25 protein-coding genes are annotated in these 25351 nt (G+C 61.9%); 9 read left to right on the top strand and 16 right to left on the bottom strand.

The window, feature by feature from the left end:
- Window positions 1–13 precede the first annotated feature (13 nt).
- Complete coding sequence (locus J5M56_RS18695) at window positions 14–1078, bottom strand: ABC transporter substrate-binding protein (RefSeq protein ID WP_060478807.1); 1065 nt, start codon at window positions 1076–1078, stop codon at window positions 14–16.
- Window positions 1079–1395: 317 nt separating this feature from the next.
- Here J5M56_RS18695 and J5M56_RS18700 point away from each other — a divergent pair, with 317 nt between their 5' ends.
- Window positions 1396–2109: a UTRA domain-containing protein gene (locus J5M56_RS18700; RefSeq protein WP_186476542.1), complete on the top strand. Its 714-nt coding sequence runs from the start codon at window positions 1396–1398 to the stop codon at window positions 2107–2109.
- A 4-nt stretch (window positions 2110–2113) separates the two neighbouring features.
- On the opposite strand, the gene J5M56_RS18705 is transcribed toward J5M56_RS18700, so the two are convergent.
- From J5M56_RS18705 to minC, 7 genes are all read right to left on the bottom strand, one after another.
- The gene (locus tag J5M56_RS18705; RefSeq protein ID WP_207937523.1) at window positions 2114–4267 is read right to left on the bottom strand and encodes a mechanosensitive ion channel family protein; all 2154 of its coding nucleotides are present in this window, start codon (window positions 4265–4267) and stop codon (window positions 2114–2116) included.
- Window positions 4268–4311: 44 nt separating this feature from the next.
- Window positions 4312–4479 carry a hypothetical protein gene (locus tag J5M56_RS18710; protein ID WP_207937524.1) on the bottom strand — a complete coding sequence of 56 codons (168 nt, stop codon included), beginning with the start codon at window positions 4477–4479 and terminating at the stop codon, window positions 4312–4314.
- Between the two features lie 221 nt (window positions 4480–4700).
- A complete protein-coding gene (locus tag J5M56_RS18715) occupies window positions 4701–5990 on the bottom strand; it encodes a M18 family aminopeptidase (protein ID WP_060478810.1) in 1290 nt (429 codons plus the stop codon).
- Between the two features lie 44 nt (window positions 5991–6034).
- A complete protein-coding gene (locus J5M56_RS18720) occupies window positions 6035–6670 on the bottom strand; it encodes an RluA family pseudouridine synthase (RefSeq protein ID WP_186476544.1) in 636 nt (211 codons plus the stop codon).
- Between the two features lie 151 nt (window positions 6671–6821).
- The gene (gene minE / locus J5M56_RS18725) at window positions 6822–7076 is read right to left on the bottom strand and encodes a cell division topological specificity factor MinE (RefSeq protein ID WP_021782476.1); all 255 of its coding nucleotides are present in this window, start codon (window positions 7074–7076) and stop codon (window positions 6822–6824) included.
- Between the two features lie 3 nt (window positions 7077–7079).
- Entirely contained in the window at window positions 7080–7892 is an 813-nt protein-coding gene (gene minD / locus J5M56_RS18730; RefSeq protein ID WP_054893840.1) for a septum site-determining protein MinD, read from the bottom strand.
- A 100-nt stretch (window positions 7893–7992) separates the two neighbouring features.
- Entirely contained in the window at window positions 7993–8751 is a 759-nt protein-coding gene (gene minC, locus J5M56_RS18735; protein WP_186476545.1) for a septum site-determining protein MinC, read from the bottom strand.
- A 111-nt stretch (window positions 8752–8862) separates the two neighbouring features.
- Here minC and J5M56_RS18740 point away from each other — a divergent pair, with 111 nt between their 5' ends.
- Window positions 8863–9798 (top strand): lipid A biosynthesis lauroyl acyltransferase, encoded by a 936-nt coding sequence (locus J5M56_RS18740; protein WP_207937525.1) that lies wholly within the window; start codon window positions 8863–8865, stop codon window positions 9796–9798.
- A 43-nt stretch (window positions 9799–9841) separates the two neighbouring features.
- Window positions 9842–10984 carry a patatin-like phospholipase family protein gene (locus J5M56_RS18745; protein WP_207937526.1) on the top strand — a complete coding sequence of 381 codons (1143 nt, stop codon included), beginning with the start codon at window positions 9842–9844 and terminating at the stop codon, window positions 10982–10984.
- 64 nt (window positions 10985–11048) lie between these two features.
- On the opposite strand, the gene J5M56_RS18750 is transcribed toward J5M56_RS18745, so the two are convergent.
- Complete coding sequence (locus tag J5M56_RS18750; protein ID WP_186476548.1) at window positions 11049–11879, bottom strand: VacJ family lipoprotein; 831 nt, start codon at window positions 11877–11879, stop codon at window positions 11049–11051.
- A complete protein-coding gene (locus J5M56_RS18755; RefSeq protein ID WP_207937527.1) occupies window positions 11872–13170 on the bottom strand; it encodes a serine/threonine protein kinase in 1299 nt (432 codons plus the stop codon). The genes J5M56_RS18750 and J5M56_RS18755 overlap by 8 nt, the downstream gene beginning before the upstream one ends.
- 190 nt (window positions 13171–13360) lie before the next feature.
- Between J5M56_RS18755 and J5M56_RS18760 the strand changes: the two genes are divergently transcribed.
- On the top strand, window positions 13361–13714 hold the full coding sequence (locus J5M56_RS18760; protein ID WP_186476550.1) for a hypothetical protein: 354 nt from the start codon (window positions 13361–13363) through the stop codon (window positions 13712–13714).
- Window positions 13715–13763: 49 nt separating this feature from the next.
- On the opposite strand, the gene J5M56_RS18765 is transcribed toward J5M56_RS18760, so the two are convergent.
- Window positions 13764–15329 carry a beta (1-6) glucans synthase gene (locus J5M56_RS18765; RefSeq protein ID WP_207937534.1) on the bottom strand — a complete coding sequence of 522 codons (1566 nt, stop codon included), beginning with the start codon at window positions 15327–15329 and terminating at the stop codon, window positions 13764–13766.
- Between the two features lie 196 nt (window positions 15330–15525).
- On the opposite strand from J5M56_RS18765, the gene J5M56_RS18770 reads away from it, so the two are divergent.
- From J5M56_RS18770 to J5M56_RS18780, 3 genes are all read left to right on the top strand, one after another.
- Entirely contained in the window at window positions 15526–16386 is an 861-nt protein-coding gene (locus J5M56_RS18770) for a glycine betaine ABC transporter substrate-binding protein (protein ID WP_186476551.1), read from the top strand.
- 239 nt (window positions 16387–16625) lie between these two features.
- Entirely contained in the window at window positions 16626–16937 is a 312-nt protein-coding gene (locus J5M56_RS18775; protein ID WP_110639578.1) for a DUF485 domain-containing protein, read from the top strand.
- Window positions 16934–18598: a cation acetate symporter gene (locus J5M56_RS18780; RefSeq protein WP_060478821.1), complete on the top strand. Its 1665-nt coding sequence runs from the start codon at window positions 16934–16936 to the stop codon at window positions 18596–18598. The genes J5M56_RS18775 and J5M56_RS18780 overlap by 4 nt, the downstream gene beginning before the upstream one ends.
- Before the next feature lie 51 nt (window positions 18599–18649).
- Here J5M56_RS18780 and J5M56_RS18785 read toward each other — a convergent pair whose 3' ends face one another.
- Window positions 18650–18802 carry a DUF3309 family protein gene (locus J5M56_RS18785; RefSeq protein ID WP_081016659.1) on the bottom strand — a complete coding sequence of 51 codons (153 nt, stop codon included), beginning with the start codon at window positions 18800–18802 and terminating at the stop codon, window positions 18650–18652.
- 202 nt (window positions 18803–19004) lie between these two features.
- Between J5M56_RS18785 and J5M56_RS18790 the strand changes: the two genes are divergently transcribed.
- Both J5M56_RS18790 and csrA read left to right on the top strand, forming a co-directional pair.
- Window positions 19005–19814 (top strand): SDR family oxidoreductase, encoded by an 810-nt coding sequence (locus J5M56_RS18790; RefSeq protein ID WP_060478822.1) that lies wholly within the window; start codon window positions 19005–19007, stop codon window positions 19812–19814.
- A 130-nt stretch (window positions 19815–19944) separates the two neighbouring features.
- On the top strand, window positions 19945–20127 hold the full coding sequence (csrA, locus tag J5M56_RS18795; protein ID WP_060478823.1) for a carbon storage regulator CsrA: 183 nt from the start codon (window positions 19945–19947) through the stop codon (window positions 20125–20127).
- 33 nt (window positions 20128–20160) lie between these two features.
- Here the strand turns inward: csrA and J5M56_RS18800 are convergent, their stop codons facing one another.
- The 4 genes from J5M56_RS18800 to J5M56_RS18815 form a co-directional block, all read right to left on the bottom strand.
- Window positions 20161–20388, bottom strand: a complete 228-nt coding sequence (locus J5M56_RS18800) for a YheU family protein (protein ID WP_186476552.1) — start codon at window positions 20386–20388, stop codon at window positions 20161–20163.
- A gap of 54 nt (window positions 20389–20442) precedes the next feature.
- Window positions 20443–21627, bottom strand: coding sequence for an osmoprotectant NAGGN system M42 family peptidase (locus J5M56_RS18805; RefSeq protein WP_060478825.1), 1185 nt, complete (start codon window positions 21625–21627; stop codon window positions 20443–20445).
- Window positions 21628–21732: 105 nt separating this feature from the next.
- Window positions 21733–23478, bottom strand: coding sequence for an N-acetylglutaminylglutamine synthetase (gene ngg, locus J5M56_RS18810; RefSeq protein WP_060478826.1), 1746 nt, complete (start codon window positions 23476–23478; stop codon window positions 21733–21735).
- A 3-nt stretch (window positions 23479–23481) separates the two neighbouring features.
- The gene (locus tag J5M56_RS18815) at window positions 23482–25269 is read right to left on the bottom strand and encodes an N-acetylglutaminylglutamine amidotransferase (protein WP_207937528.1); all 1788 of its coding nucleotides are present in this window, start codon (window positions 25267–25269) and stop codon (window positions 23482–23484) included.
- Window positions 25270–25351 lie beyond the last annotated feature (82 nt).

The following is a 25351-nucleotide window of genomic DNA, read 5'->3' on the forward strand; positions in this document are numbered from 1 at the left end:
AGAAGCCGGCGCCTCACTCCATCTCGATGATCACTTGCTCCTGCCATTTCTGCGGCAGCGCCTTGGAAGTCGTTTCCCATGCAGCGGCATCCTTGATCGGTTGGGCGGCCTTGTATTGCTCGTTAGGCAGCAGCTTGGCCTGCACGTCCTCTGGCAGCTTCAGGTGCTCGGCACGGATCGGCCTGGCGTGCCCCTTGGCCAGGTTGATCTGCCCGGCATCGCTGAAAATGTACTCACGCGCGAGCTTGGCGGCATTGGGGTGTTTGGCGTACTTGTTGATGATGGTGGTGTAGCCGGAGATCACCGAGCCATCGGAGGGGATCAGCACCTCGAAGCGCTTGGGGTCGATCTGCTCTCGGTAGCTCAGGCCGTTGAAGTCCCAAACCACGCCCACTTCGACCTCGCCTTTCTCGATGGTCTGGATGGTCGGGTTGGCCAACGACAGTCGCTTTTGTTGGGCCAGCTTGGTGAACAACTGCAGACCCGGCTCGATGTTCTTCTCGTCACCCTTGTAGGCGATGGCCGCCGCCAGCACGCCATTGGCAGCTTGCGCAGCCGTGCTGACGTCACCGATGGCGACCTTGTATTTGCCTTTTTCCAGGTCGTGCCAGCTGGTCGGGCGATCGCCTTCCTTCACAAGGTCCTTGTTGATGATGAAGGCGATGGTGCCGGTATAGGCCAGCGCCCAGTGGCCGTCCTGATCCTTGGCCCACACCGGTACCTGGTCCCAGGTACTGGGCTTGTACGGCGCAGTGACGCCCTTGGCGGCGGCGATCGGGCCGAAGGCGGCACCCACATCGCCAATGTCGGCACTGGCGTTGTCTTTCTCGGCTTCGAACTTGGCGATTTCCTGTGCCGAACTCATGTCGGTATCGCTGTGTTTGAGGCCGTATTGGCTGGCCAGATCATCCCAGGTGCCTTTCCAGTTGGCCCAGGCATCGGGCATGCCCACGCTGTTGATTGTGCCTTCCTTGCGGGCTGCATCTTCCAGGGCTTTGAGGTCGGGGCCGGCGGCCATCGCCGAGGTGCACAGGGTAATGGCCGAGCCAAGCAGTGACGCCATGAACAACTTTTTCATCCGAAGCTCCTTGGGTGGGTGCCTAAAGCGATCGTTGTTATGAGTGAAGCGGTTAATGCCGACCGTTGGTCTAGGTCAGCAAAGCTTGAGCCAAGGTAGGCCGTTTGCGTGACAGTTTGATGTAGGGCGGGGCCGTCGCCCGCCCTGAAGCTACAGCGTAGACCAAGCACCGCCCGCGGTTTTGCTGGCTTGGCGCGTTTCTGGCAATGGCTGGACACAGCCTTTGTCATGGGATGTTCATCAGCCCTGCCTAGGCTTGCACTATTCTCCAAAGGCCCCGTTATGGGGCTGGACTAGTCCAGATAGGTAACCTTTTGATGCAATCGACGCCACCACGGGCGGTAACAGCTATCTGCCATGCCTTGCAGGAGCAGATCGAGCACGGCCTGTTGGCACCGGGCGGGAAGCTACCTGCCGAACGCAAGCTCAGTGAGGTGTTCGCCACCACCCGCATTACCCTGCGCGAGGCGTTGGTGCAGCTCGAAGCGCTGGGCTTGATCTATCGGGAGGAGCGGCGCGGCTGGTTCGTCGCTGCGCAACGGCTGACCTACGACCTGATCGAGCGTAGCCATTTTCACGCGATGGTGCGCAGCCAGGGGCGGGTAGCGAGTACCGAGTTGCTCTCGGCGCGCCTTCAACCTGCGTCTGCGGCGATCTGCGCAAGGTTGCAGTTGCCAGCGTTATCGAGCGTGGTGCGCATCTGCCGCTTGCGGCGCATTGATGGGCGGGCGGTGTTGTATGCCGAGCACTACCTCAACCCGAATTATTTCCCTGACATACTCGAGCACGAACTGGCGCACTCGCTGACCGAGCTCTACGAGCGCGTCTACGGCATCCGCTATGGGCAGGTGTGTTTCGAAATCCTGCCGACTGCGCTGCCGGTGGCCGCAGCCGGAGCATTGAGGGTGTCGGCGGGGAGCCCAGGCTTGCACATCACCCGGGTCAACAGCGACCAGCATGGGCGCTTGATCGACTGTGACCTGGAGTATTGGCGGCACGATGCGATCTGCATTCGTGCCCAGGCCGGTTGAGGCGCTAGCTGCGGTCGCCGGTTTCGGCCATGCCACCGCCACCTGCGGTGACGACTTGCACCGACAGGCGTGGGGTAGCCAGATCCAGCCCGGCCTCATCGAGCTGGCGCTTGAGCGCCAGGTTGAAGGCCCGCGACACTTCCCACTGCTTGATCGGCGCGGTCTTGAAACGTGCCCGCAAGATTGCCGAGCCTGACTCGAAACTCTCCACCCCCTGCAATTCCAGCGGCGACCAGATATTGCGACGCATCAGTGGATCGTTGCGCAGCTTCTGCCCAACTTCACGGATCAGTGTGATCGCCTGGTCGATGTTCATGCTGTGGGGAATGGCCACGCGGAAGATCGCATAGCCAAACTCGCGGGAGTAGTTCTTGATGCTCTTGATCTCGCTGAACGGAATGGTATGCACGATGCCGTCGATGTCACGCAGGCGCACGGTGCGGATGGTCAGGCCCTCCACCGTGCCCAAGTGGCCACCCACATCGACGTAGTCGTCGATCGCCAGCGAGTCTTCGATGATGATGAACAACCCGGTAATCAGGTCGGCCACCAGCGACTGCGCGCCAAAACCGATGGCCAGGCCGATGACACCGGCACCGGCCAGCAGCGGGGTGACGTTCATGCCCATGTTGGCCAGGGCGACGATCAGCGCGATGATGAAGATCACCACGAACATCACGTTGCGGATCAGCGGCATCATGGTCTGCGCGCGGGCGTTGGCCATGCCCCGTCGCGAACGCACCAAGGCGTGGTGCACGGCGGTGTCGGCGAGAATCCACACCAGCCAGGCGACGATCAGAGTGCCGGCCAGGCCCATCAGGCGCACGCTTACGTCATGCCCGTCGCCTTGGGCGAAACCGATCATCGACAGGCCCCACACGCGCAGCCCCAACTCGATGAATATCAGCCAGATGAACAAGTGCACCAGCAGGTAGCCGAAATTGCGCAGGCGCTCGGCATAGACCGCCTGGCGCTTGGTGGCACGTTTGGGGTTCGCCGCGTGGCGACGCACCAGGCCGTTGAGCACCATGCACACCACTACCAGTACGGTACACATCAGCGACTGGCGCAAGGCCGTGCTGGTGTCGCCTGCGGAGATGAAGGTAGCGAACAGCGACACGGCTACCAGGATCAGAGCCGGCACGAACCAGAAGCTGCCGAGAATCTCGATGGTGTCGCTCAGGGTACGCCGGGTCAGGCGCCGGTTCAGCGGCTGGTTGCGGATCAGGTGAGCGATCGGCCTGCGAAAGCGCAGGATGAACAGGCCCGAGGACAGCGCTGCGATCACGTTGGCCAAGGTTGCCAAAGCGTGGGCCAGGTGGGTACCCAGGGCGACCAGCATGCGTGGGTCACTCATGGCTTCGCCAAAGGCGGCGAAACTGCCGATCAGCCACAGCGGGCGAAACGCCTGGTGGCGCAGGATGTGCAGTGCGCGGTGCCGATGGGGCCCGTCGAGCAGCGAGAAGGCGATCACGCAGATGGCCGAGAAGCAGGTGCCCACGACCAAGGCATAGGCCAGCACCATGGCCAGCGACTTACCCAGCGACGGCGGCAGGGCGAAGCTTAGGTATACCGTGAAGATAAGGGCTACCAGCCAGGGTCCCAGCTTGCGCAAAGCGAAGCGCACCAGGTCCCAGGTACGTGGGTGTTGCGGCAGCTCTTCGGTGAGGCCGAACCGCACCCGCACGCGGTGGCCGACCCAGTTGAAGGCATAGGCCAGCAGGCTCCAGACCGCGATCACGGCAGCAAAGCCGAACAGAATGGCCGGCCACTGATGCACCGGTACGATCAGCTCGACCAGCTCGGCCTGGGCTTGCTCGATTTCCTGTGACCAGCGATGGAAGGGGCTGGAGTCGCCGCTGAACTGTTTTTCGAAGTCACCAAGGGCGCTGCCGATCAGGCCAAGAACACCCTGTTCCACGCTAGGTTGTGACTGCTTGGTGGCGTCGCGCAGTTTCTTCAGGTCCGCGAGCAGCTTGGCGCGTTGTTGGTCGTTTTCAAGGTTCTTGATCACCTCGTCCAACGATTTGCCCAGTGGCTCGGTGGCTTCGGGCTGGGCGGGGGCGCTCGAGCCCAGCAGGCTGGGTAAGCCCGCGGCGTGGGCCGGGGCAATGAAGAAGAACAGCAACAGGGCTAGGCAACGCAGGAAGGCTGGCACCGGGAAATCTACCTCAGGTAAAACGATTGCCCGAGTGTAGAGGTTTATGCCGGCAGTTTCTCCAGGATCGTCCAACACGTGAGGCTGAAGATGCCCAAGGTGCCGATCCACATCATCACCACCCCTGCATTGCGCTCGCGCAGGCTGAAGCCAATGGTCAGCAGCATCAGAAACAGAAATACCGGTACGAATAGTGAAACGAAGGGGGACATGGCAGTAATCCTTCTGCGTTCGCGTGGCTGTACTTAGAGCATAGTCCAGACGCATGAGCGATAGATGGCCCTACCGGCTGAGTGTCAGCAGGGTCTGAATGGCTGGTGAATATTGTTCGAGCACGCAAGCAGGCTCCCACAGTTCGCCTGAACCTGGACGCCTTGCCTGACCCTTCGCCAACAGGGCCCGCCGGTGCGATTGCAGCGGGCCCTGCGCAGGGTCAAGGCAACTCGCGGCTACGATAGAACGCGCTCAACACCTTCACCAAGTGAGCCAGGTCGTGGCTACCGCACAGTTCGCGGATCGAGTGCATGGCGAAGGTCGGCAAACCGATATCCACAGTACGTACGCCAAGGTGGCTGGCTGCGATTGGCCCGATAGTCGAACCACAGCCCATGTCGCTGCGCACCACGAAGCTTTGCACCGGCACTTCCTCGGCCATGCACAGGTGACGGAAGAACCCGGCCGTTTCGCTGTTGGTGGCGTAGCGCTGGTTGTTGTTGACCTTGATCACCGGGCCGGCATTGAGCTTGGGCCCGTGGTTGCCGTCATGCTTGTCGGCGTAGTTGGGGTGCACGCCGTGGGCGTTGTCGGCCGAAACCATCAGCGAGCGCTGAATCGTACGGACATAGGCGTCGCCGTCCGGCAGCAAGCGCTGCAAGGTCTGCTCGAGCATCGGGCCGTCGGCGCCGCAGGCCGAGCAGCTGCCGACTTCTTCATGGTCGGTGCACACCAGCACACAGGTTTCATCGCTGTCTGCCGCCAGCAGGGCCTGTAGGCCGGCGTAGCATGACAGCAGGTTGTCCAGGCGGGCGCCGGCGATGAAGTCGCCGTGCAGGCCGATCAATGCGGCGTCCTGGGTGTCGTAGAAGCTCAGCTCGTAATCGAGCACCACGTCTGCATTGAGCTCGTGCTCGCGAGCCAGCTGTTCGGTGAGCACGGCGCGAAAGTCGATGCGTTCGTCCCCGGCGACCTGAGCCAGAATCGGCGGCAGTTCGTTCTGTGGGTTGATGTGCCAGCCTTCGTTGGCGGTGCGGTTCAGGTGAATGGCCAGGTTGGGGATGACGGCTATCGGCAGTTTGAAGTCGATCAGTTGGCTTTCGACCTTGCCATCGCGGCGGAAGGTGACCCGCCCAGCCAGCGACAGGTCGCGGTCGAACCACGGCGCCAGCAGCGCACCGCCATACACCTCTACGCCCAGTTGCAGGAAGCCCTGGCGTTGCAGCTCAGGCTGCGGCTTGACCCGCAGGCACGGGCTGTCGGTATGCGCGCCTACCATGCGGATACCATTGAGCAGCGCTGGCTGCTTGCCCAGCTTGATGGCGATGATCGAGGAGTCGTTGCGGGTAACGTAATAGCGCCCGCCCGGCACCGTGGCCCAGCTGTCACGCTCGTCCAGGCGCTGGTAGCCGGCCGCCTCCAGGCGCTGGGCCAGGCTGGCGGTGGCATGGAAAGGCGTCGGGGAGGCCTTGAGGAATTCGATCAGGCCGGTATTCAGTGCTTCGCGCATAACTCACTCCAGACAGCAGTGGCGCGAGTTTAACGCAGTTGACTTCAGAACGGGGCAGGGCACTCGAACTTCAAGCGCTCACCGCTGACTGGGTGGGTGAAGCTCAGCATCGAGGCATGCAGGCACAGCCGTTCATGTGCTGCAAGCGCCTGCGGGTTGGCGTAGAGACGGTCGCCCAGCAGCGGGTGGCCGATCGAAAGCATGTGCACGCGCAACTGATGCGAGCGGCCAGTGATCGGCGTCAGCTCGACCCGGCAGTGATCCTGGTAACGTTCCACGACACGCCAGAAGGTCAGCGCATGCTTGCCCTGCTCATGGTCGACGACATGCCGCGGCTTGGTAGGCGGGTCGTAGCGCAGCGGCAGGTCGATGCTGCCGCTGTCCAGCGCAGGTTGGCCCCAGCACAATGCGGTATAGGCCTTTTCGGTTTCGCGGTCATGGAACTGTCGCGACAGCTCGCGGTGGCTGTCGGCATCTCGCGCCAGCAGGATGATGCCGGAAGTTTCCCAGTCCAGGCGGTGCACGATCAGCGCGTCCGGGTAGCCGTTTTGCTGCAGGCGAGTGATCAGGCAGTCCTTGTTGTCCTCGGCGCGGCCTGGCACCGACAACAGCAGGGTTGGCTTGTTGATCACCAGAATGGCGGCGTCTTCATGGAGGATCTGGATGTTCGACAGCGGCATTGCAGGGTCTCGGTCAAATCGGGGAAAAACAGCGGGGCCGCATTGCCGCCCTTGGCGACACAAGGCCGCTCCCACAGGGCAATGCATAACCTGTGTGGGAGCGGCCTTGGGTCGCGAAAGGGCGGCAATGCGGCCCCAGCTTCAAGCCAAATCAGCGATCAGGCAAGGTGATGTTCAGCTCCAGAATCGAGCAGCTGCCTTGGTTTTCCAGCTCGATATGCACATCGTCGTTGCCGATGTTCACATACTTGCGGATCACTTCCAGCAGTTCTTTCTGCAGCGCCGGCAGGTAGTCCGGCTCGCTGCGCTGGCCGCGCTCATGCGCCACGATGATCTGTAGACGCTCTTTCGCTACCGACGCGCTGGACTGTTTCTGTCTGCCACGAAAGAAGTCAAAAAGGTTCATGGTTTATTTGCCTCCAAACAGGCGCGCGAAGAATCCTTGCTTCGGCACTTCGATGAAACGCAGGGGTTTCTCTTTGCCCAGGAGGCGGTCGACCGTGTCGCTGTAAGCCTGGCCGGCATCGCTCTGGTCGTCGAGGATCACCGGGATACCCTGGTTGGAGGCCTTCAGAACGGCTTGCGACTCGGGGATCACGCCCTTGAGTTTGATCGCCAGGATTTCTTCGACGTCGGCGATGCTGAGCATTTCGCCTTTCTCGACGCGCTCTGGGTGGTAGCGGGTGATCAGCAAGTGTTCCTTGATCGGCTCTTCGCCGTTCTCGGAGCGGCGCGACTTGCTCGACAGGATACCCAGCATACGATCGGAGTCACGTACCGAAGAAACTTCAGGGTTGGTCACGACGATGGCTTCGTCGGCGAAATACATCGCCAGGTGGGCGCCTTTTTCGATACCGGCGGGGGAGTCGCAGATCACGTAATCGAACTGTTCTTTCAGTTCCATCAACACTTTTTCCACGCCTTCCTGGGTCAGCGCGTCTTTGTCGCGGGTCTGGCTGGCAGCCAGCACGAACAGGTTCTCGAGGCGCTTGTCCTTGATCAGGGCCTGCTGCAGGTTGGCCTCGCCGTTGACCACGTTGACGAAGTCGTACACTACGCGGCGCTCGCAGCCCATGATCAGGTCGAGGTTACGCAGGCCCACGTCGAAGTCGACGATGACCGTCTTGTGGCCGCGCAGTGCGAGGCCGGTGCCGATGGCGGCGCTGGTGGTGGTCTTGCCCACACCCCCTTTGCCGGAAGTAACGACGAGAATCTTGGCCAAGGTGTTTCACCCCTAAATAAGTTGGGACGCATGTCCCATGCAAAATGCAAATAATGGCAACCGTTAAAAAAGTTGCTCTAAAAATGACGGCAAGTATCCGTTAAAGACGGGTGATGTTCAACACGTCACCGGACAGGCTGACTTGCACGCCAGCGCCCCACAACGGGTCGCGGCGCAGGTCTTCGCACACTTTGTACTGGCCGGCGATCGAAACCATTTCAGCGGTCATCTGCTGGCAGAAGATACGTGCCCTGGTGTTGCCTTTGATGCCAGCCAATGCCCGGCCACGCATCGCGCCGTACACATGGATGTTGCCATCGGCAAGAAGTTCCGCACCTGGGCTGACCGAGGCGGTGACGATCAAGTCGCCACCCTGGGCGTAGATCTGCTGACCACCTCTTACTGGCGAGGTGATGATGCGGGTCGGGCGTACCTGCGGCTCGGGTTCGGGGGCCGGCGCCGGGGCAGGTTCGGCTTTTTTCACCTCAGGCTCAGGTTCCAGCGGCCGCTCACGGGCGCCGGACGGCGGCAGCACCGGCAGGTCGATGGCGATCGCTGCGGCGATGTCCTCGATGCGGCTGGCGCGGATGGCCAGGGTCCGCAGGCCATGGTGGCGGCAGATGCGCATCAGCCCGGGCAAGTCGATCGCCCCTTCGTCGGCCGGCAACTTGTCCAGCGCCAGCACCAGCGGTGTATTGCTGAAGAAATTGGGGGCCAGTGCCACCTTTGCCGCCAACTGGCGGTCGAGGGCTTCGAGGTCGTTGCGCCCCAGTTCCAGCACGGTGATGGCGAGCATGCTGCCCTTGAGCTGGAACACGGAGGCGGTGTCGGGTGTTTGGTTTGGGCTCATGGTCTGCATAGACGGCTTGTTGCGAAAAAAGTGCCCTGACTTATAGCGATAAGACCGGTTGGCCGCAACCGGTGCCGATCCGATGTAGAATGCTCGGCCTTTGTCTTACCGGAAGCTTCAATGGACCGCCCGCGTTTTAGACCCTATTTTCTGCACCCGCGTTTCTGGGGCCTGTGGCTTGGCCTGGGTCTGCTGTGGCTGGTGGTGCAGTTGCCTTATCGTGCCCTGCTATGGCTGGGCAGTGCCTTGGGCGCGCTGATGTACCGTGTGGCTGGCGAGCGCCGGCGAATCGCAGCGCGCAACCTGGAGCTGTGCTTCCCGGCGTTGTCCGACGACGAACGGCGGCGTTTGCTCAAGGCCAATTTCGCATCCACCGGTATCGCCTTCTTCGAAATGGCCATGAGCTGGTGGTGGCCCAAAGCCCGCCTGGCGCGTCTTGCCCACATCGAGGGGCTCGAGCACCTGCAGGCTGCGCAGCAGGCCGGGCAGGGCGCCATCCTCATGGCGGTGCATTTCACCACCCTGGAAATCGGCGCCGCGCTGCTTGGCCAGGCCCATACCATCGACGGCATGTATCGCGAGCACGGCAACCCGCTGTTCGACTTCATCCAGCGCAATGGCCGGGAGCGACACAATCAGGATTCGCTGGCGGTGGAGCGTGATGACGTGCGTGGCATGCTCAAGTTGCTGCGCTCGGGCCGGGCGATCTGGTACGCGCCGGACCAGGATTACGGCACCAAGCAAAGTATCTTCGTGCCGCTGTTCGGTATCCCAGCAGCCACGGTCACCGCCACCAGCAAGTTCGCCCGGTTGGGCAAGGCACAGGTGATTCCGTTCACCCAGCGGCGGCTGGAAGACGGTAGCGGCTATCGTCTGGTTATCCACCCACCGCTCGAGGGGTTCCCAGGTGAAAGCGAAGAGGCCGATTGCCTGCGCATCAACCAGTGGGTCGAAGGGGTGCTGCGCGAGTGCCCAGAGCAGTACCTGTGGGCGCATCGGCGCTTCAAATCGCGGCCCGAGGGTGAGCCGCGGCTGTATGACAAAAAACAGCGCTGAGCCTGTTCGGGGGCCTGAAACCAACTGATCCAGGAAGGCATCGATGACCTCAACCACTGGCCTGATTCTTTCTGGCGGCGGCGCCCGTGCCGCGTATCAGGTCGGTGTGCTGGCAGGGATCGCCGAGCTGCTGCCGCCGGGCGCACGTAACCCGTTCCCGGTCATCGTGGGCACCTCGGCCGGCGCCATCAACGCGGTCACCTTGGCCAGCGGCGCCACTCACTTTGGCGATGCGGTCCAACGCCTGACCCGCTTCTGGCAGCACTTTCGCAGCCACCTGGTGATCCGCAGCGACTGGCCCGGCGTAGTACGCCAGGCCAGTCGCTTCGTCAGCCACAACCTGCTGGGCATTGGTAGCCAAGTGCCGGTGGCCTTGCTCGACAGCAGCCCGTTACGGGGGTTGTTGGCTGAACACCTGGACCTTGATGGCATTGGCCACGCCATCGCTGCCGAGCAACTGCGGGCTGTGGCAGTGACGGCGTTTGGTTATGAAAGTGGGCAGGCTGTGACTTTCTATCAAGGCCGGGGCACCATCGAGCCCTGGCTGCGACACCGCCGCATCGGGGTGCCTACGGCACTGACTCTCGACCACCTGCTAGCCAGTGCTGCGATCCCGCTGCTGTTCGCCCCGGTGCGGCTAGGAGAGGAATTCTATGGCGACGGTGCAGTGCGCCAATCGGCGCCTATCAGCCCAGCCCTGCACTTAGGGGCCAGCCGGGTACTGGTAGTTGGCGTGAGTGGCAACCCGCAGGGCCCGACCGCCCCGCTACCCAGCCCGCGCGTGTACAGCGGCCGGCAGCCGAGTTTGGCGCAAATCGGCGCGCACATGCTCAACAGCACCTTCATCGACAGCCTCGAAGACGATATCGAGCTGCTCCAGCGGCTGAACCACCTGGGGCGGCTCTTACCCGCGCACCTGGACGCGCGGCGTCTTGGGTTGGCACCGATCGAAGTGCTGGTGGTCGCGCCGAGTCAGCCACTGGATGAGATTGCCGCACGGCACCGAAGCGAGTTGCCGGCAGCGCTGCGCCTGTTTCTGCGTGGGCCGGGGGCTACCCGCACCAGCGGCGCCGGGGTGCTGAGTTATTTGCTGTTCGAGGCCAGCTACTGCAGCGAGCTGATCGAACTGGGGCGGCGCGATGCGTTGGCCAAACAGCGTGAGTTGCGCCAGTTCCTGGGCCTTTGAGGCCGCCTGTGCCGGCCGACCTCTTTGACGGTATTGGCGCCGCCATGCCTGCCCGGCCTGTGGGCTACTCGGCTATCTGCAGCTTGCGCGCCTGGGTGTAGACATAGCGTACCTTTTCATACTCGAACGGCGAGTTGAGCTGCCCGTAGCGGAATTTGGTGGTGTAGCGCTTGTCCACCACGCGCAGTGCGAAGATTTCCGGGTAGCGCTTGCTGGCATCGGCCACGTTCAAGTAGTTGATGGCTTGCTCGCCGGTGTAGTCCACCGCCAGCCCGGCGGTGTCGCGCAGGTTCGATGGGCCGAACAGTGGCAGCATCAAGTAGGGCCCTTCCGGTACGCCGTAGAAGCCCAGGGTCTGACCAAAGTCCTCGCTCTGGCGCGGCAGGCCCATGCTGGTTGCCGGGTCCCACAGCCCCCCAACGCCAATGATGGTGTTGAACATCAGCCGCGCGGTGATTTCTGCCGAGCGCTTGGCCTTGAGCTGCAAAATGCTGTTGAACAGGTTCGGCACGTCGCCCAGATTATTGAAGAAGTTGCTTACCCCGGTGCGCACGAAGCTGGGTGTGACGTACTGGTAACCGTTGACCAGCGGCAGCAGCACCCATTGGTCAAGCCGGTAGTTGAAGTGGTAGATCCGCCGGTTCACCGACTCCAGTGGGTCGTACACGTTCAATGCTTCCAGGGTCGAGCGTTCGAACTCGCGCTGGTCGAGCCCGGGGTTGAATTTCAGCTCGCGCAGTGGGTCCAGAAAGCCGTCGGATTCCGGTGCCAGGGGCGCAGGCCCGGCAATTTGCGGATCGGCTTCGACGACACTGGCCCGAGGCGCGGTTTCAGCGGCAATGGCACTACCCGCGACTACCAATAGAGCGCTGGCAAGGAGAAATTTGTTAGCCACGGAAGAACTCCAGCATGGCGTCGCTGTTGACGCGGTAATTGAGGTTGCCGCAATGGCCGCCATGAGGGTATAGGGTCAGGCGATCACCGAACACCTTACGCAAAAAGCCGATGTCCCCAGGGCCGAGGATCAGGTCGTCGGCGTTGTGCATCACAGCGATCTTGTCGCTCTTGTGCAGGTAGTCTTCGAGCGCGTACAGGCTGACCTGATTGACCAGCTGCAGGATGCTGTTGCCATCGGTGCGGGCGCGCCACATCGGGATCACTTGTTCGGTCATGTAGCAATCGAAGTCGCATTGCAAGGCCCGCTTGAAGAAGGGCGTCAGGCTGCTGCCCTCGGTGATCGGGTACTTGGGCGGGATGATCAAACCGCGGCGGTTGATCAAGTCGGAGGTGAAGGCGATGTCAGCTGCCGAGAAGCGGAACGAGGTGCCGATGAGCATGGCCATCTGTTCGTTGGACAGATGCTGCTTGGATTGCTGGAAGTCATACAGCAGCGCATCGTTGAGGTCGACGTAACCTTTGTCCTGGAAGTAGCGGGTCAGCTTGGTCAGCATCAGCTCATAAAAGGTGGTACTGCGGTTGATGCCCTTGACTTGGGTCTGCACCAGTTTGTCGAGGTTGTTGATCGAGGTGTACAGGTTCACGGGCGGGTTCAACAACAGCACGCGCTTGAAGTTGAAACTGCGGCGGGTTTCGTCGAGGCGGCTGACGAAGGCCGCGTCCAGCGCCCCTAGGCTGTAGCCTGTCAGGTAAAAGTCACTGACCGGCAGGCGCGGATGCTGAGCACGCACGGCCTGCATCACCCGGTACAGGTCCTCGGCATCTTCCTGGCTGATTCCGGGGGTGGCAAAGCGCGATGCAGCGCTCATGAAGTCGTAGCTGGTCGGCGACGACAGTTGCACCACATGGTAACCGGCCTGGTAGAACAGCTTCTTGAGGTACTCGTTGATGGTGCTGGAGTACGGCGCACCGGTGCCGGCAATGAGGAAGATCAGCGGCGCTCGGTGGTTCTGGCGCGCCAGTCGATACTTGAGTTTTTTCACCGCCCAGAAGTTGTCGGGCAGGGTGAACTCCCGTTCCGGGCGCAAGGTGAGGCTGTAGTCCGATTGGTCGATGTCATCGTCGCTGGGCAAGGTCGGGCGCTGCTCCGGCGGCGTGGTGGCGATGGTCGCCTCGAATGGGTTGGTCAAGGGGTAGCCGTAGCTCGCGGCGTCGATATCCCGCGCCGAAGCGGCAGCAGCCATTAGCAGGCCACCCAGAAGGGCGGCAAGGCGCCAAGATCGAAGCATGTATTCCCCCAGAAGATTCAAGCTCGTGCAGTACGCAGGCTATGACCACACTGGCCTCGGCAAAGTTGCCAAGTGCGGTGGCCTTTGGTGCCCTGGTTATCTGCAAATGTAGTGGTGCGTCGCCGATTTTGCCTTAAGGCAGGTCTTAAGCGATCATTCACGGTTTCGATTACGGGTATTGGAGAACAGCATGCCTCGAGCGCTGCCGGCCGCTCTAACGCTAATGTTTCTGGCCCTTTGGCTCAGCGCCAGTTATGGCGTGCGCTACCAGTTGATGGAAGCGGGGCAGTGGGTAGGCCTATGCGCCGGGCCAGGCGACCACTGGCAGTGCCAGGTGCGCGCCTTGCTTGGCTTGACCATTCACTTTCAGGTGCTGGCGTGGAGCGGGATAGGGCTGGCGTTGGTGGCCCAGTTCGTAGCCGGGCGTGCCGGGTGGTGGCTGGCCGTGCTGGCATTGGTGTTCGCGATACCGGCATTGGTGCTGTACACCGCCAGCATTGCAGTGTTCGCTGTGGTGCTGGCGGGGTTGCGGTTGGTCAGGTAAACGCCTGTATGTTGCCGGTGCTACCCCGCCCTAAGACGCCAGCCCCTTCTCAAGCTTGGCGCAGACGCAAGCAGCGCCACAGGGCTGCTGTCATCAATACACTGACCACCGCCCAACCCCAGGCTTGCTGGTTCTGCAGCCCTTCTCGATACAGTTGCGGTAGCACCCCAGCCCCAATGATGAAGGCCAGCAACGCCACTTCCGCTCGCCGTACAGGCACCGGCCTGAATAGGTAAACCAGCGCCGGCAGCGTCAAGGCTGCGGTGGGGAAGCTGCGGTAACGCGGGTCGAACACCATTGCCAGCATGCTCACCGCCGCCGCGAACCCGGCAGCCAGCAACAGCCAGCCAGCCCGTGCCTGTAGCCAGGCGAACAGCCGTTCACGCCATCCGCTGCGCCGTGCCAGCGCCAGCACTGCATGGGCCAGCACCACCAGGTTCAACGCAGCCAGCAGCACTGCCCAAACCCATTCCCCGGCGAACCGTGCATGGGTGCGCATCAGCTCGCCCCACAACCCCAGGCAGCCCGCGCCTACGCCTGCCAGCAGCGGTAGCAGCAAGGCGGCCTGCGCAGTAGCGGGGCGCCCTGCGATCAGCAACGCCAGCGCTGCCAGCAACCCGCTCGCCAGCAGCCACTGCGGCCAGTTCGGCAGATTGCTGACCGGCCCCTCGAGCACTCCCTTGTCCTGCCGGTCGGCATCGAACAGCCCCCAATAGCCGCCCACCGCGCCCTCGCTGGCACGCTTCCACGGCTGGTCGAATGCTTCGATCAGGTTGTAGTGCCAGCCATTGGCTTCGGCCATGTTCACGAAGCCACGGATGAAGCGCGCCTCGTTGACCCGGCTCGGCACGGCAGTCTCGCGCTGGCGGCCTTCGCTGGGCCAGCCGGTTTCGCCGATGAAAATGTCTTTAGGCGCAAAGCGCTGGCCGAAAACCTGCCGCACCTCGGCAACATGGGCAAGGGCATCGTCGATACCGCGGGGGTCATCTTCCCAGTACGGCAACAGGTGAATGGTCAAAAAGTCTACCGCCGGGGCTACCTGCGGGTGCTGCAGCCAGAACTCCCAGACATCGGCATAGGTGACTGGTACCTTGACCTGGCTTTTTACCCGCTCGATCAATGCGGCCAGACGCTCGCCAGTGACTTCCTTGCGTAGCAGCGTCTCGTTGCCCACGATCACTGCGCTGACCACATCCGGGTTGGCATTGGCGGCGCTGATCAGCGCGTTCACCTCTTTGTCGGTGTCGCCAGGGTTGGCGTTGACCCAGGCCCCGAGCATCACTTTCAGCCCATGCTTGCGAGCAAGCGCCGGGATTGCCTCAAGACCGGTCATCGAGTAGGTGCGGATGCACCGAAAGCGCTCGGCCAGCAGCGCCAGGTCGGCATCCATCCGCGCCGGGCGCAGGCGAAAAGGCTGGTCGAAGGGCGACTGGTCCTTGTCGAACGGGGTGTAGGACGCGCATTGCAGTTTGTGGGTAGGGCTTGCCGCATCAGGCAGCAGCACAGGCTTGCCCAGCCCATACCAGAGCCCTCCAAGGCCAAGCAGGGCGAGCAGGCAAGCGAGCAGGTAGAGCGGCCACAGCAGGCGGGAAGCAACGGGCATCGGGCGGTCCATCATCAGGCGCAAAACGTAGGATGATAGCCCGGCGCCAAAGCTTTGGCATGCAAGGATCGCGCAGGGCCGTGTCACTCTATGCCGCTAATGGCACAGTGCTGTCGCATATGGGGCAGTTACAGGTCGCAGTGGGAGCAGGTCCGGCTTTGTTGCAGGAAGATGATGCAATCTCCAAGACCTGACGAGGGATGCTTTGATGGCTACTTTTACAATAATGCGCCGTTTCCTGGGTGTGGGTAGCGCCCTGGTATTGGCCATGAGCGCTGCACAGGCCATGGCCAAAGAAGTAAGCATTGGTTACGTGGATGGTTGGGCTGACAGTGTGGCGACCACCAACGTGGCCGCAGAAGTGATCAAGCAGAAACTCGGCTACGACGTGAAGCTGCAGGCCGTGGCCACCGGCATCATGTGGCAGGGTGTAGCCACTGGCAAGCTCGACGCCATGCTCTCGGCCTGGCTGCCGGTCACCCATGGTGAATACTGGGCCAAGAACAAAGACAACGTGGTCGATTACGGCCCGAACTTCAAGGATGCCAAGATTGGCCTGATCGTCCCTGAGTACGTCAAGGACGTCAGCATTGCTGACCTCAAGAACGACAAGGGCTTCAAGCAGAAGATCGTCGGTATCGATGCAGGCTCCGGGGTGATGATCAAGACCGAGCAGGCTATCAAGGATTACGACCTCACTGGCTACAAGCTGCAGGCCAGCTCTGGTGCGGCGATGACCGCCGAGCTGGGCCGCGCCTATGCCAAGCAGCAGCCGATTGCAGTTACCGGTTGGGTGCCGCACTGGATGTTCGCCAAGTGGAAACTGAAGTTCCTAGAAGACCCGAAGGGCGTGTATGGCGCGTCTGAGACGGTCAACAGCATCGGCAGCAAGGAACTGGCGACCAAGGCGCCGGAAGTTGCAGAATTTCTGAAGAAATTCAGCTGGCAGTCCAAGGATGAGATCGGCGAAGTGATGCTGGCCATCCAGGAAGGTGCCAAGCCTGATGCTGCCGCCAAGGATTGGGTGGCCAAGCACCCTGAGCGTGTGGAGGAGTGGACAGGTAAGTAATTGCCTGGTGTTCGGCGGTGGTGTTTCAGCGCCTGTGAGATCGAGCGCCGCCCGCGCGGCGCTCGATTTGCGCGCCACCGCGCATCCCAAGCCAAAGCACTCACCCTCCCACCCAAAAGTTTGTTACGCAATCGGTAAAACACCGTTGCATCTAAGACTAAGGTCGTCTGGTTGGTGTTCGCTAGCCGCATAAAGTAAGGGTGTGGGTTTCCCCTACTTGTGCTGCTAGGACAAAAACAATGAACGACAGCATTTACCTTTCGATTCAAAACAGCCCCCGCTTCAAGGAGCTGGTCAGCAAACGTGAGCGGTTCGCCTGGATTCTTTCGGCGATCATGCTCGGCCTCTACTGCGCCTTCATCCTCCTGATTGCCTACGGCCCCCAGATTCTGGGTACCAAGCTCAGCCCTGATTCATCCATCACCTGGGGTATTCCCCTGGGCGTGGGCCTGATCGTTTCGGCATTCGTCCTGACCGCCATCTACGTTCGCCGCGCCAACGGCGAGTTCGATGAGCTGAATAAGGCCATCCTGAAGGAGGCGCAACAATGATTCGCCACGCCAAAGCCCTGGCCGTACTGGCCTGCGGAGCCTTCGCACCCGCCGTGTGGGCCGCCGATGCCCTGACCGGCGAGGTGCAGAAACAACCGTTGAACGTACCGGCGATCGCCATGTTCGTGGCCTTCGTTGCTTTCACCCTCGGCATCACTTACTGGGCCTCCAAGCGCAACAAATCGGCGGCGGACTACTATGCAGCCGGTGGCAAGATCACGGGTTTCCAGAACGGCCTGGCGATTGCCGGCGACTACATGTCGGCCGCCTCGTTCCTGGGTATTTCGGCCCTGGTGTTCACCTCCGGCTACGACGGCCTGATCTACTCGATCGGCTTTTTGGTCGGCTGGCCGATCATCCTGTTCCTGATCGCCGAACGCCTGCGTAACCTTGGCAAGTACACCTTCGCCGACGTCGCCTCATACCGCCTGGGGCAGAAGCAGATCCGTACCCTGTCGGCGTCTGGTTCGCTGGTAGTGGTCGCGTTCTACCTGATCGCGCAAATGGTTGGCGCGGGCAAGCTGATCGAACTGCTGTTCGGCCTGGACTATCACGTTGCGGTGATCCTTGTGGGTATCCTGATGTGCCTGTACGTGCTGTTCGGCGGCATGCTGGCAACCACTTGGGTACAAATCATCAAGGCTGTGCTGCTGTTGTCCGGTGCCAGCTTCATGGCGTTGATGGTGATGAAGCATGTGGGCTTCGACTTCAACACGCTGTTCTCCGAAGCGATCAAGGTCCATGCCAAAGGCGAGGCGATCATGAGCCCTGGCGGGCTGGTGAAAGACCCCATCTCGGCGTTCTCGCTGGGCCTTGCCCTGATGTTCGGTACTGCCGGCCTGCCGCATATCCTGATGCGCTTCTTCACCGTCAGTGACGCCAAAGAAGCGCGCAAGAGTGTGCTGTATGCCACCGGCTTCATCGGTTACTTCTACATCCTGACCTTCATCATTGGCTTTGGCGCCATTCTGCTGGTCAGCACCAACCCTGAATTCAAGGACGCCGCAGGCGCCCTGATCGGCGGCAACAACATGGCCGCGGTGCACCTGGCCGATGCCGTGGGTGGCAGCGTGTTCCTCGGGTTCATCTCGGCCGTGGCCTTCGCCACCATCCTGGCGGTGGTGGCCGGCCTGACCCTGGCCGGTGCATCGGCAGTGTCCCACGACCTGTATGCCAGCGTCTGGCGTAAAGGCAAGGCCAACGACAAGGATGAAATTCGGGTGTCGAAGATCACCACCGTGGCCCTTGGCGTGTTGGCGATTGGCTTGGGCATTCTGTTCGAGAAGCAGAACATCGCCTTCATGGTTGGCCTGGCATTCTCCATCGCTGCCAGCTGCAACTTCCCGGTGCTGCTGCTTTCGATGTACTGGAAGAAGCTGACCACCCGCGGTGCCATGATTGGCGGCTGGTTGGGGTTGGTGAGCGCGGTGACGCTGATGATCCTGGGCCCGACCATCTGGGTGCAGATCCTCGGTCATGAAAAAGCCATCTATCCGTACGAGTACCCAGCGCTGTTCTCGATGCTGATTGCCTTCGTCGGTATCTGGTTCTTCTCGATCACCGATACCTCCAAAGCCGCGGATGACGAACGTGCCAAGTTCTTCCCACAGTTCGTTCGCTCGCAGACTGGCCTTGGGGCTTCCGGCGCCGTTTCGCACTGATTCATAACGCAAAAAAAACCGCGCCTAGGCGCGGTTTTTTTTGCTTGCCGGCTAGATTCTGCCCAATAGCAGCAACACCAGCAGTACCACCAGCACCACGCCGATGATACCCGACGGGCCGTAGCCCCAGCTGCGCGAGTGGGGGAAGACCGGTAAGCCGCCAATCAACAACAGGATCAGGATGATGATCAGAATCGTGGTCATGAAGAAATCCTTGTGTGTTTAGGGGTCAAGGGCCTCACACTGCCGGCCTCTTGTAATTCCGACCGTTGCCGCTCGTGAAAGATTCCATTTGCTTGAGCACCATGCAGTCATGTTCGCCCATTCACTATCCTGATTAACCCTGCTGTGGACCAAGGCCTTGATTAGACTCCTGACACAACCCGTCAGAACAAGGCGTGCCACTATGCAAAACCGCATCATGATCACTGGCGCAGGTTCCGGCCTTGGCCGGGAGATCGCCCTGCGTTGGGCCCGGGAGGGCTGGCGCTTGGCGCTGGCTGATGTCAACGAAGCGGGCCTGCGCGAAACCCTGGAGGGGGTACGGGCGGCAGGCGGCGATGGCTTCGTCCAGCGCTGCGATGTTCGCGATTACAGCCAGCTGACCGCCTTGGCCCAGGCCTGCGAAGAGCGTTTCGCAGGCATCGATGTAATCGTCAACAATGCCGGCGTCGCCTCAGGTGGTTTTTTCGCCGAGCTGTCCCTGGAAGACTGGGACTGGCAGCTCGCAGTCAACCTGATGGGCGTGGTCAAGGGGTGCAAGGCGTTCCTGCCGCAACTGGAGCGCAGCAAAGGGCGCATCATCAACGTCGCTTCGATGGCGGCATTGATGCAGGGGCCGGGCATGAGCAACTACAACGTTGCCAAGGCGGGGGTGCTTGCGTTGTCGGAGAGCCTGCTGGTGGAGCTGCGCCAGCTCGAAGTGGCTGTGCACGTGGTTTGCCCGTCGTTCTTCCAGACCAACCTGCTCGACTCCTTCCGCGGCCCGAACCCGGCGATGAAAGTGCAGGTCGGCAAGTTGCTGGAAGGCTCCCCGATCAGCGCGGTGGATATTGCCGACTACATTCACCAGCAGGTCGCGGCCGGCGAGTTTCTGATTCTGCCCCATGAAGCCGGACGCCTGGCCTGGGAGCTCAAGCGTAAGGCGCCAGAGCGGTTATACGATGAGATGGCCGAGATGGCGGTAAAAATGCGAGCTAAGGCGCAACCCCGGTGATTGCCCAGCGCAGCCCGTAGGAAAAATTACAACGGCGCGTAGGCTTGCTCTGAATTGCTGGCTAGCCCTTGTCTAGCAGAATATCCCCAAGCACGCTGCGGTTTTTCCTGATGCCAAAAAGGAGCGCAGCATGCTGGTGATCGCACGAGAAGTCGGCGAAGTCATCACCATAGGTGACGATATTCGAATCAAGGTGGTGGATACCCACAATGGGCTGGTGCGTTTTGGCGTGGATGCGCCGCGCAAAGTGCCGGTGCACCGGGCGGAGGTCTATCGGCGCATCAAAGAGCAGGCCGAGCGCAAGGCTGATTGACCTGCCTCGGCCGCGTGGCTTCAAGGCCCGAGGTCAGTCGAGCAATTCCCGTGGCACGTCATGCTTGGCCAGCAGTTGGCACTGCTGGCTTTGCACATCGAACAGGATGAACGCCTGGCCTTTGGCCAGCGCCTGACGAACCCGTAATACGCGGGTTTCCAGTGGCGTGTCATCGCCATTGTCGGTGCCTTCGCGGGTCACGAAGTCCTCGATCAGGCGGGTGAGGGTTTCAGCTTGCAGTTGGTCGTAGGGGATCAGCATGGGCAGCGCACAGTCCAAGTCATGAGCGCTGCATGCTACGCGATTGCGGTGCCATCAGCTTTTATTTCCTAGCAGGCTGTCCACGGCCGGCACCCGGGTGTCGCTCTCCATCTGCGCATCGTGCTCCAGTTGGTGGCTAAAGCGCTCCAGCGATGCATTGGCCGGTTGCGAGTCGCTGGCAAATACCGGTGGGCTGAGCAGGTAGGCACTTAGTAATCGGCTGAGGGCGGACAAGCTGTCGATATGGGTGCGTTCGTAGCCGTGGGTTGCGTCGCAGCCAAACGCGACCAGTGCGGTGCGTATGTCATGCCCGGCCGTCACAGCCGAGTGGGCGTCACTGAAGTAATAGCGGAACAGGTCACGGCGCACCGGTACATCCTGATCGCCCGCCAGCTTCAGCAGGTGGCGTGACAAGTGGTAATCGTAAGGCCCGGACGAATCCTGCATGGCCACACTCACCGCATGTTCGCTGGAGGCCTGGCCCGGCGCTACCGGGGCGATGTCGATGCCGACGAACTCACTGACATCCCAGGGCAGGGCGCCGGCCGCACCCGAGCCGGTTTCTTCGGTAATGGTGAACAGCGGGTGGCAATCGATCAGCGGCTGTTGGCCACTTTCAACCACTGCCTTCAGTGCCGCCAGCAATGCTGCCACACCCGCCTTGTCATCCAGGTGGCGGGCACTGATGTGACCGCTATCGGTAAACTCCGGAAGTGGGTCGAAGGCGACGAAGTCGCCGATGGAAATGCCCAGCGCTTCACAATCGGCACGGGTGGCACAGTACGCGTCCAGGCGGACCTCCACGTGCTCCCAGCTCACCGGCATCTGGTCGATGGCGGTGTTGAACGCATGCCCGCTGGCCATCAGCGGCAGTACGCTACCGCGAAATACTCCGGTGTCGGTGAACACACTGACCCGGCTGCCTTCGGCGAAGCGGCTCGACCAACAGCCGACCGGGGCCAGGGCAAGGCGCCCGTTGTCCTGCAACTGACGCACGCTGGCGCCAATGGTATCGAGGTGAGCCGAGACGGCGCGGTCAGGCGAACTCTGCCGGCCTTTGAGGGTAGCGCGTATGGTGCCACGGCGAGTCAGCTCATAGGGAATGCCCAGTTCATCCAGGCGCTCGGCCACATAGCGCACGATGGTATCGGTGAAACCAGTCGGGCTGGGGATGGCGAGCATCTCCAGAAGCACGCGCTTTAGGTAATCGAGGTCGGGTTCGGGGAGTCGTTCAGACATGGGTACTCCTTGGTTCTTCTGCGGGTCTGTTCACGGCTGAACCCGCTCGCACGGCAAGCCGAAGGCCATGCGAGCGGATTAACCCGTGTACGGGCCTTTACTGTCTTAAGCCAACGGCCGGCTCTGGGGGAACAGCAGATCGACGAACCGCTCCGCAGTAGGCTGCGGCTCGTGATTGGCCAAGCCAGCTCGTTCGTTGGCCTCGATGATCACGTACTCTGGGCACTCAGCATCGCGCACCATGAAATCCAGGCCTACCACCGGAATTTCCAGCGCCCGCGCTGCTCTCACAGCCGCATCGGCGAGCACCGGGTGCAGGCGGTCGGTCACATCTTCCAGGGTGCCGCCGGTGTGCAGGTTGGCTGTGCGCCTTACCGCCAGGCGGTTACCCGCAGGCAAAATGTCTTCATAGCCCAGGCCTGCGGCCTGCAGTGTGCGCTCGGTTTCATCATCCAGCGGAATACGGCTCTCGCCTCCGGTGGCCGCTTGGCGGCGACGGCTTTGCGCTTCGATCAGCTGGCGGATGCTGTGCTTGCCATCACCCACCACGTGGGCAGGATGGCGGATGGCTGCAGCCACGACTTCATAACCGATCACCACAATGCGCAAGTCGCTACCGGCATGGTAGCTCTCCAACAGCACGCGGCTGTCGAAGCGGCGGGCGGTCTCTACGGCCTGGGTCACTTCCTCGATGCAGGTAAGATTCACCGCGACACCCTGGCCCTGTTCGCCATCGACCGGCTTGACCACCACTGCGCCATGCTCATCCAGGAACGCCAAGTTGTCGTCGGCGTTGCCTGCCAACTGTTGCGCCGGAACCTGCAACCCGGCGTTGTGCAGGGCATGTTGAGTCAAGCGTTTGTCCTGGCACAGGGTCATGGTCACGGCACTGGTCAGGTCGCTCAGCGATTCGCGGCAGCGAATGCGTCGCCCGCCCAGGCTGAGGGTGAACAAGCCGCCTGCAGCATCGTCGACCTGCACTTCGATCCCCCGGCGCAGCGCCTCGTCGACGATGATCCGGGCATAGGGGTTGAGCCCGGCCGCAGGCCCCGGGCCAAGGAACAGTTGCTGATTGATACCGTTGCGGCGTTTGACGGCGAACGTTGGCAAATTGCGAAAGCCGAGTTTGTCGTACAAGCGCTTGGCCTGGCGATTGTCGTGCAGTACCGACAAGTCCAGATAGGCAAGGCCACGGCTCATGAAATGTTCGATCAAGTGACGTACCAGCACCTCACCGACGCCTGGGCGGGTGCATTGTGGGTCTACTGCCAGGCACCATAGGCTGCTGCCATGCTCGGGGTCGTCGAAGGCCTTGCTGTGGTTCAGGCCCATCACGCTGCCGATCACCGCACCACTGTCTTCGTCTTCTGCCAGCCAGTACACCGGGCCGCCGAGGTGACGAGGGGTGAGCAGGTCTGGGTCAACTGGCAGCATGCCACGCGCCTGATACAACGTATTGATGGCCTGCCAGTCGCCCGCATTTTGCGCCCGGCGCACCCTGAACCCACGAAACACCCGCTGCGCTGGGCGGTAGTCGGTGAACCACAGGCGCAGGGTGTCGGAGGGGTCAAGAAACAGCTGCTGCGGCGCTTGGGCCAGCAGCTGCTGGGGGGCGGCCACATACAGCGCGATGTCGCGCTCGCCGGGGCGCTCGTCCAGCAGCTCCGCTGCCAGGCTGGCAGGGTCCGGGTAGGTGTGGCCGATCAACAGGCGCCCCCAACCGCAGTGCAAGGCTCGCGGCTGGTCGTGGGGTTCGCTGCCATCACCGGCCAGGCGCGCCTGCAGGCGCTCGTAGGACGGTGCCTGGCCGCGCAGCAAACGCTGACCGTAAGCGATTTCATGGGCTTTCATCGGTCAGATTCCTTGTTCGCTGAGCCACAGGTTCAGTGCCGCCAACTGCCACAGCTTGGAGCCGCGCAATGGGGTGAGCTGACCGTGTGGGTTGCTCAGCAAGCGGTCGAGCATGGTCGGGTTGAACAGGCCGCGATCCTGGCTGGGGTCAGTCAGCAGCTCGCGCACCCAGCCTAATGTCGCACCTTCCAGGTGCTTGAGGCCGGGCACCGGGAAATAGCCCTTCTTGCGGTCGATGACTTCGTGTGGGATCACCCGCCGGGCCGCCTGCTTGAGCACCTGCTTGCCGCCGTCAGGCAGCTTGAAACGTGCCGGAATACGCGCCGACAGCTCTACCAGGCGGTAATCGAGGAACGGCGTGCGTGCTTCCAGCCCCCAGGCCATGGTCATGTTGTCCACGCGCTTGACCGGGTCGTCCACCAGCATCACCGTACTGTCCAGGCGCAGGGCTTTGTCTACGGCCTCCGGTGCACCCGGCTGGGCGAAGTGCTCGCGCACGAAGTCGCCGGCCACGTCGGTTTCCAGCAGCCATGGCGCTTGGACCGTGTCGCGATACTCAGCGTGGCTGCGGTCGAAGAAGGCATCACGGTAGGCTGCGAAAGCATCCTGAGCGCCGTCCACTTTCGGATACCAGTGGTAGCCGGCGAACAGCTCGTCAGCGCCCTGGCCGCTTTGCACGCCCTTGCAATGCTTGGCCACCTCTCGCGATAGCAGGTAGAAGGCGATGCAGTCATGGCTGACCATCGGTTCGCTCATGGCGCGGAATGCGGCCGGCAGTTGCTCGATGATTTCATGCTCAGCGATGCGCAGCTGGTGATGGCGGGTGCCGTAATGCTTGGCAATCAGGTCAGAGTACTGGAACTCATCGCCACGCTCGCCGCCTGCGTCCTCGAAGCCGATGGAGAAGGTGGAGAGGTCATCCACACCCACCTCACGCAGCAGGCCGACCAGCAGGCTTGAGTCAACTCCGCCAGACAGCAGCACACCCACATCCACGGCGGCACGTTGGCGGATTGCCACGGCGTCGCGGGTGGCGTCGAGTACGCGGGTGGTCCAGCCTTCCAGGTCGAGGTCGCGCTCGTCGGGGTTCGGGCCATATTGCAGTTGCCACCACGTCTGGCGCTCGACCTCGCCATGCCGGTCCACACGCATCCAAGTGCCGGGTTCGAGCTTCTGGACATTGGCCAGCAGCGTGCGTGGCGCAGGTACCACAGCATGGAAGTTCAGGTAGTGATTGAGCCCTACCGGGTCGATCATTGGGTCGATGTCGCCGCCTTTGAGCAGCGCTGGCAGGGTTGAGGCGAAGCGCAGTCGCTCGCCGTTGCGCGACAGATACAGCGGCTTGACGCCAAGGCGGTCGCGGGCCAGGAACAGGCGCTGGTTGTCACGTTCCCAGATGGCCAGGGCGAACATGCCATTGAGCTTGGGTAGCAAGGCTGCACCCCAGGCGTGGTAGCCCTTGAGCAACACTTCGGTGTCGCCGTCCGACCAGAAGCTGTAGCCCAGGTCCAGCAGCTCCTGGCGCAGTTCGGGGAAGTTGTAGATGGCGCCGTTGAACGCCAACGACAGGCCAAGGGTGTTATCGACCATCGGCTGCGCCGAGCCGTCGGACAGGTCCATGATCTTCAGCCGGCGGTGGCCTAGGGCAATCGGGCCTAGGCTATGGAAGCCCCAGGCGTCGGGGCCGCGCGGCGCCAGATGATGGGTCATGCGCTCTACCGCAGCCAAGTCGGCTGGGCGAGGGGCTTGATCGATGGGGGTGAAACGCAACTCTCCTGCTAATCCGCACATAGGTCCTTACCGGTTTTTCCGTTGGGGAATGAGTGCCCCGGATTAGGGCACCCTGTAAGGAACTGACCTATGCGCTTTGTGT

Source organism: Pseudomonas sp. 51_B (assembly GCF_017491595.1).
Classification (GTDB): Bacteria; Pseudomonadota; Gammaproteobacteria; order Pseudomonadales; family Pseudomonadaceae; genus Aquipseudomonas; species Aquipseudomonas promysalinigenes.